Origin of the sequence: Bradyrhizobium sp. 154 (genome assembly GCF_023073875.1) — a bacterium.
Lineage (GTDB): Bacteria > Pseudomonadota > Alphaproteobacteria > Rhizobiales > Xanthobacteraceae > Bradyrhizobium.
On the sequence record NZ_JADPKG010000004.1, the window covers coordinates 22,959 to 29,897 of the forward strand.

Annotated in this window: 4 protein-coding genes; 1 reads left to right on the forward strand and 3 read right to left on the reverse strand. The window is 61.4% G+C overall.

All coding sequences use genetic code 11. The features are described 5' to 3' along the window. Entirely contained in the window at positions 1-2,154 is a 2,154-nt protein-coding gene (locus IVA92_RS00370) for a peptidase M50 (RefSeq protein ID WP_247279017.1), read from the reverse strand. 10 nt (positions 2,155-2,164) lie between these two features. Beyond that, the gene (locus IVA92_RS00375; RefSeq protein WP_247279018.1) at positions 2,165-4,081 is read right to left on the reverse strand and encodes an HlyD family efflux transporter periplasmic adaptor subunit; all 1,917 of its coding nucleotides are present in this window, start codon (positions 4,079-4,081) and stop codon (positions 2,165-2,167) included. A 215-nt stretch (positions 4,082-4,296) separates the two neighbouring features. Here IVA92_RS00375 and IVA92_RS00380 point away from each other — a divergent pair, with 215 nt between their 5' ends. Further along, positions 4,297-5,184: an efflux RND transporter periplasmic adaptor subunit gene (locus tag IVA92_RS00380; RefSeq protein WP_247279019.1), complete on the forward strand. Its 888-nt coding sequence runs from the start codon at positions 4,297-4,299 to the stop codon at positions 5,182-5,184. A gap of 604 nt (positions 5,185-5,788) precedes the next feature. On the opposite strand, the gene IVA92_RS00385 is transcribed toward IVA92_RS00380, so the two are convergent. Beyond that, complete coding sequence (locus tag IVA92_RS00385) at positions 5,789-6,829, reverse strand: IS110 family transposase (RefSeq protein WP_247279020.1); 1,041 nt, start codon at positions 6,827-6,829, stop codon at positions 5,789-5,791. Between the last annotated feature and the right edge of the window lie 110 nt (positions 6,830-6,939).

The window sequence follows — 6,939 nt, forward strand, 5'->3', positions numbered from 1 at the left end:
TTAGACCTGCAGCTGGGACAGCAGTAATTGTCGTAGACGGCGCCAGATCTGCTGCCCCGGCGGCTCCCAGTTGAAGTTGAAGCGGACGTAGGCGCGACCGCCGAATGCGGTGGCCGCCCGTGCATTTTCGGGCAGTACAAGATCAATTTGGAAGACGCGTTGCAGCGTCTTTACGCCTTCGGGATCGCCTGGATCGACGGCGAAAGCGCCGCCGCCGGCGCCCCCCAAAGCCCTGCTGGGAAGGACGTCACGGCCTGCCGGTATTTCGCGAATGGACTCAACGGTCACCGTCTCATCAGCGCGCTCTGCGAGTTTAACTTCGGCGCTCTGCAGCCGATGGCGAACGAGGTCGATGTCGTCCTGACGGATTATTGCACGCACGATGCGTGAACCGGGAGTAAGTACGTAGCCGATCTGTTGCCCCTCGCGCAGGAAGCGTCCCGGCAGATCCTCTGGTTTCATAACGGCAAAGGTGCCCTCGCTGCGGCTGCGCACGATGAGGCGCGCGGCGCGATCGGTCACGCTCGCGAGCTCGGCGCGTACCTGCCCCAGTTCCGTCGTAGTGATCTCCGCGCTCGCGCGGTCAGTAAAGCGCTCGATCGCAAGCCTCGCCTCGAGTTCGGCGACGCGTGCGCGGAGAATTGCGAGTTCGCTCTTGAGTGTTGAGTCTTCGCTTTCGACCAGCGCTTCTCCGGCTGTGACGCTCATGCCCGGATGGACCAGAAGCGCGCGCGCGAAGCCGTCGGTTCTCGCGCGCACGATTGCATTCTCCGGCAACCAGACGACGCCTTCCGTCGTGGTGTAAGAAGGGACCGGAATTAGGAAAAGCATCAACCCGGTGGCCAGAATCATGCCGAAGGTCGCCGCCACGACGCGGCCGCGATTGCGATGAAGGCTCGGGCTCGCTAGCACGAACCACAGGGCCTTGCCGATTGGCAGCGCAACACCTGTTAGCAGGCTCCAGACCGCGATCGAGACGCCGAGGGCGAGATACTGCGAGGCGAGGAACATCGCGATCGCGAGCATCACGACCTGCCGGTAAAGGAAAGCAGTCGGTGCGTATAAAAGGAGCCAGACTCGTTCGCCAGCCGTGGCTACGAAATCCTTAGATCCATCCGCTCGAAACGCGTAGCGATTGACAATGTAGCTCCAGTACCGGGTAGCACGCTGCGCCAGGTTCGGGATTTCCAGCAGATCCGCGAGAATGTAGTAGCCGTCATATCGCAGGAGTGGATTGCCGTTGTATACCACGGTCGAGACACCAGCCACGGCCAGTGCGTCGAATGCGAGCGCGCGGACAAGTCCAGCCTCAACGGCAAGCCATACGTAAAGCGCGAGCGCAGCGAAGAACACTTCGACAATCATTCCGGCCGCGCCGACAAGAGCGCGCCTCCACTTGCTGCGGAATGCCGATGCGGCAGAGGCGTCGACATAGGGCAACGGGGCGAACACCAGGATCATGACTCCGAATTCGGGTACTGTTCCCCCGAACGCCGTGACCGCAAATCCGTGCCCAAATTCATGCAAGGTCTTGAGCAGGAGATACACCAGCGCGAGCGACAGAAGGTTGTCGGTGGCTAGGATTCGGTCGGAGGCGTCGGCTGTTAATTCCTGCCAGTGTTGTGCCGCGAACAGAGGCGCCGGCAACACCACCAGTAGCCACAGCAAGGCACCCGGCAACCCAAATAACCATTCTGCAAGCGGCCGGGTATGCTCGAAAAACCTGACCGGATGCCAGAGCGGAATCCGCAGGGCCAGCGGGTAGATCACGTTGCCGAGCCACCTGGAGCGTCTAGCTTTCGCGGCACGTGCGACCAGCGCACTTGCATCCGGAGTCACTTCGGTTTGTAACAGGTCAAAAGCGCTGAGTTCGGCCAACAATTGGATGGCGTCGCTCTGACTCGGCGCCTCCTCTGCAAGAGCGGATCCGACCTCGTGCCAGATTTGGTCAACCGTTCGCACGCCGTCCATCGCAGCCACGATCATGTAGCCGGCGGGCGACAAGCGGTGCATGCGGCCGGTCGCGTGATCCTGCACGACGTACCAAATGCAGCCCCGATACCGATGTCGGTGCACCGAGGTGTGGTCGCGAAGCTTCGGCCTGCGTTGCGCGACGCGATACCAGGACGAGCTTAGAAACGGGGCTGCGGTCATATTGCCCCTCTCACGGTAGGTACTTCCACGCGGCAAGTCGCAGCCAATCGATGATAGGATGCAGCCAGATCCACGCAATCGGGCGTCGTCCGGAATTGATCTTTGCAACGCCTTCCATCCCGGGGCGCAATGCAAGGCCCGCTTCCGAGAGGCGAGCCTCAATCCGAAAAGCGTTGCGTCCTTCCTCGGCGAGCGTAACCGGCGTGATCTTGTTCAGGGTCATCGGCACCGGTTCGCCGGGCCTGCCTGCGAGTGCAACGGTGCCGCTCTGCCCGACCGCCACGAAGCGAACGTCACGCTCGTCGACCTGAACGAGCAAACGATAGGAATTGAGCGGCGCCACCTCGAACAGCGTCTTTCCCTTCTCGACGGGAGAACCGAGCATCTGGCTGAGGTCGCCCGAGACGACGACACCGTCGAATGGAGCGAGGATCCGGGTGCGCGCGAGTTTCTCTTCCGCAAGTGCCAACTGCGCCTCCGCCTGCCGGATCTGCGGTTCCAGTACCACGAGGCCGTTGCGATTGTGCTTGGCGAGCGCCTCGCGATCGCGTTGAAGCAGCTTGTCGAGTTCGGCGCGCCACTTCAACCGATCGAGAACGAGATCCCGGTCGTCAAGCTGGGCGAGAAGGTCGCCCTGCCGCACCGTGTCGCCAGCTCGTGCCGGGGCCGCTCGAACAAATCCGTCGAACGGAGCCACAGCTGCGCGCTGCACTTCGGCCTCAAGCACCGATTTCGCGGTGACGCGGTGCTCGCCTTTCGCAAACACCAAGGTTAGCGCAAGCACCATGACACTGCCGACGCAGAGCTTGAGGGTCGGCCGCCGTGGGCCGAACAGTGCCGCGCATCCGTCGCCGATACCGTCAACCACACGTCCGCCCAAGAGCCGGTTCGCCCGCAGTTGCAAAGCGATCTGAGGTCCCAACAGCGCCGCGATCCCCTCTACCAACTTCAGCGTGTCGTCCGTAAAGGGGTCGGCGCGGTGACGTTCGAAAGTGAGAGCGCCGGCCGGTTCTCCATGGGGGCCGGCCAGTATAGCTGACATCGTCGACGAGCCGGACGCCTTTGCTTCCTCCGCCAGTGCCCGATGGGCGATGGCCACGACGCGTCCCATCGTCGGCAATGGCGGGTAAACGACGCATCCACGCTGCTCGATCGCCTCTTCCATTGCGCTCTCGATCGCATTGACGAGGCGGCTCTCGCGTTTGAAGCTAGCCGAGAACGAAACCGCGCGCAGGCAAATTGTGCCATTCCGACCGACAGTACCTAGCGATACGCGCTCGCACCGCAGGCGGGTTGTCAGCTCATTGACCACCGCGATTGCCATACCGCTCAGCCGCGGCTGCGCGTTCACTGTGACCAGGAGGTCGAGGCACGATGCCGCTCGCGTTACGTCAGACGAGAGATCCTTAGTGTGCCTGGCCCAAGGCAGTGCCTCGAGCCAGCCCGCACCCCAGCGCAATTGCTCCGCGACGATCGCCGGGGTGACCAGGGGCTTGGCGGCCGTCGTCGTCAATGCGATGGCTACAGCCGCAATCGGCTCGTTCGTAGTGCCGAGCGGCAGGGCGACTATCAGGGCCACAGGTTGCGCGGGCCTGGAATCAGGACCGACGCGACCGGGAGCAACGACCAAGCGGCGTTCCGTGTAGGCGGTTTCGGCGAGGCGCATGAGATCGCTGGCATCCACATCCCGAGGCGGCCACGTTACCGATAATAACGGAGCAGTTGAGTCAACCGGCCGCAGGAGCAACAGACCCGCTGACACGCCGGCAATACGGCTGCATTGCAGCGCCAACCAGGCCGAAACAAATGTCGCTTCGTTTCCCGCGTTCAGCAATCCTTGCCAGTGCGGCGATGTCGTCGCATCTGCGGGCACCTGCCGCAATTGCGGGGCGGGGCCCCCGCTTGCTGTCAAGTCGGGTTCAGACATGTGTTGTCCACAAGAGCGCCGACCAATGACTTTGGTGGTGTTGTCGGAGGGTGGCAGTCATCTTGCGCCAATCCATCGGCTATATTATTTTCGAATTATGCCATTTTAAGTTAATTAAATCCAATTAATATTATATACGAATAGCGCGGAAGCGGAATTCGATGGGAACTCGCATAATGCGTCCGATTGAGGGAATTGCCCGCAGAGCTCAGCGGATGAACTACGTCGTTTTGTGCTTGTACCTACCGGTGGGGATCTTGCTTGCCGGTTCCGGTGCAAGGGCAGAGACCCCAGAAATCTCGACGGGGGAGCGAGAATTCAATTGCGTGATCGAGCCGCAACAAACCGTCAAGCTGGCGAGCCCCACAGTCGGCATGATCGCGCGCCTCGATGTTGATCGCGGCGATATCGTTCGGGAGGGCCAGATCATTGGCAAGATCGAAGATGGAGTCGAGGCCGCAACGCTGGCGCTCGCGCGGGCCCGTGCAACCAATGGTGCTCCCGTGAAGTCGGCCGAAGCCCGCGCGCAGTTCCTGCGTCAAAAACATGAGCGTTTAAAGGAGCTTCATACAAGGTCCGTCAGTCCACTCGCTTCACTCCAGGAAGCCGAAGCGGAGGTGCAGGTTGCCGAGCAGCAACTCAAGGAGGCGCAACTCAACAACGAGCTTGCTCGTTTGGAAGTCGCGCACGCCGAAGAGGTTGTGAATCAACGCGCGCTGCGTAGTCCGATCGACGGCGTGGTGGTCGAGCGGCTTCTCGTTCCGGGGGAATATCGAAATGACCAGAGCCCAGTCCTCACCCTCGCACAGATTGATCCGCTGAGGGTCGAAGTGTTCGTGCCCACCGCGTATTTTGGTCAGATCCGTGCCGGCAGCAGAGCCAAGGTGCGACCGGAGCTGCCCATCGGGGGCGTCCATATTGCCTCTGTCACCGTTGTCGACCGCGTCCTCGACGCCGCCAGCGGAACGTTCGGGGTGCGTCTGGCCTTGCCAAACCCGCGTTTGGCGCTGCCTGGGGGAATTCGCTGCAAAGTCGCATTCGTGTTGGAGGGCGGCAATCCGGCTCTGATGGCTGGTGACGCGCCATCATCCTTTCAAAAATAGAGTGCGTCGATCATCGCGAGAGCCTGAGCGGTTGATTCTGGTGAGGCCGAAGTGCGGTTTACTAAGTCTCTGCAGGAAAAGTTTCGCTTGTATTAATTTAATGGCGCCATTATTGAATTTGAAATTTAATATGACGCTGAGTTCTGTCGGAGACGTCGAGTGCGTCGGCGAGATCGAACGCGATGGCAAGCCATCGTGGTCGGGGCAGGGGCCCCATTTGGGCACGCGTCCTGTAGAATCCCTCGTGAGACAATCCGCGCGCTCCCGATCTACTCGGACGCCCTCGAACGCGAGATCCGATTGGAGCGGCACCTGATGACCTTGCCCCCATATGTGGAACGGCCCGCGTGGCAAGAGCTTTTGCAGTCGATTTCACACATTGGAACGGTGCGGTCATATGTCCGGCCTTTGCGCGCGGCACATGGCCGCTGGCCTCGATGAGATCCGCGGAACGAGGAGCTAAATCAGGTTTACGCGTTTGAGCGCATTGGGGGCAGTAGCTTCACTCGTTTCGGGATGTCGTCCCATGGGTTCATCGGCTGTTGTTGCACCTTGCCTCTGCCGGCCTGCGCCGGTCAGATCGCTTTGGCGGTCACTGCGTCCATCAGACGGCGGCCGCGGCAGTCAGCGGGTCGGGACGTCGGTACGTCCCACCCTTGTTCAGAAGCGCCCAGATGATCCGCGCCGTCTTGTTGGCCTGCGCGACCGCGGCAACCTTGAAGGGCCGTCTGGCGAGAAGCGCCTTCAGCCACGGCCGCGCCCGAGCGTCGTTTCGGACAACCCGCAAGACGGCCGTCGCCCCGACAACGAGGAGAGAGCGGAGTTCCGGATTTCCCATCTTCGATATTCCTCCCAGTCGCTCTTTGCCTCCGCTTGAATGAGGCCGCGGCGTCAATCCCAGCCAGGCGGCAAAGTGGCGAGCCGACTTGAACCCGCCGGGATCCGGCACGAGCGCCTTGATGGTCGCCGCCGTGATGGCGCCGACGCCAGGGATCGTGGTCAACCGACGCATGTCCTCGTCGTGCTTGGTCTCCACGACAATCGCGCGCTCGAGCCTCTCGATCTGGTCGGCTGAAGCTTCAATCTCGTCGGCAATAGCCTTCAGCGCGAAGCGCGCTGCTGCGGGCAGGCGAGCATCTGTCTGATCCCGTATGATTGCGACCAGCGTCTCAACCTTTGCCAGGCCGGCGGTGGCGATGATCCCCAATTCTGCCAGATGCGCGCGCAACGCGTTGACCGCCTGCGTTCGCTGCCGCACTAGAAGAGCGCGGGTCTTCAGCACCATCGCGGCAGCCTGTTGCTCAGCCGTCTTAATCGGTACGAAGCGCATGGTCTTTCGGGTCACCGCTTCGCTGATGGCCTCTGCGTCCGCCGCATCCGTTTTGCCTCGCTTTACGAAGGGTTTGACATAAGCCGGCGGAATGAGCCGCACCTCATGACCGAGAGCTGCGATCTCGCGCGCCCAATAGTGGGCGCTACCGCAGGCTTCCATCCCCACCAGGCATGGTGGCAGTTTTTCGAAGAAGCGCAGAACCTCGCTGCGCCGCAATTTCCTGTTGAACACGGGCGAGCCCTCCGCATCCGCGCCGTGAACCTGGAAAACGTTCTTGGCCAAATCTAACCCGATGGTGCTAACCTGTTTCACGGAACGGTCCTTCCTTTGTGGCGTTCGAACAACGACCACGTTCTAGCACTTTGATGCTGTTGGAGCGGGCCGTTCCACCACATCAAGTTTTATCCAGTCCTGAGTTCGCC

What these genes read in the sequence shown, in the direction of transcription:
- IVA92_RS00370 (WP_247279017.1), bottom strand. Translation starts at nt 2,154, where the DNA reads ATGACCGCAGCCCCGTTTCTAAGCTCGTCCTGGTATCGCGTCGCGCAA.
- IVA92_RS00380 (WP_247279019.1), top strand. Translation starts at nt 4,297, where the DNA reads ATGAACTACGTCGTTTTGTGCTTGTACCTACCGGTGGGGATCTTGCTT.
- IVA92_RS00375 (WP_247279018.1), bottom strand. Translation starts at nt 4,081, where the DNA reads ATGTCTGAACCCGACTTGACAGCAAGCGGGGGCCCCGCCCCGCAATTG.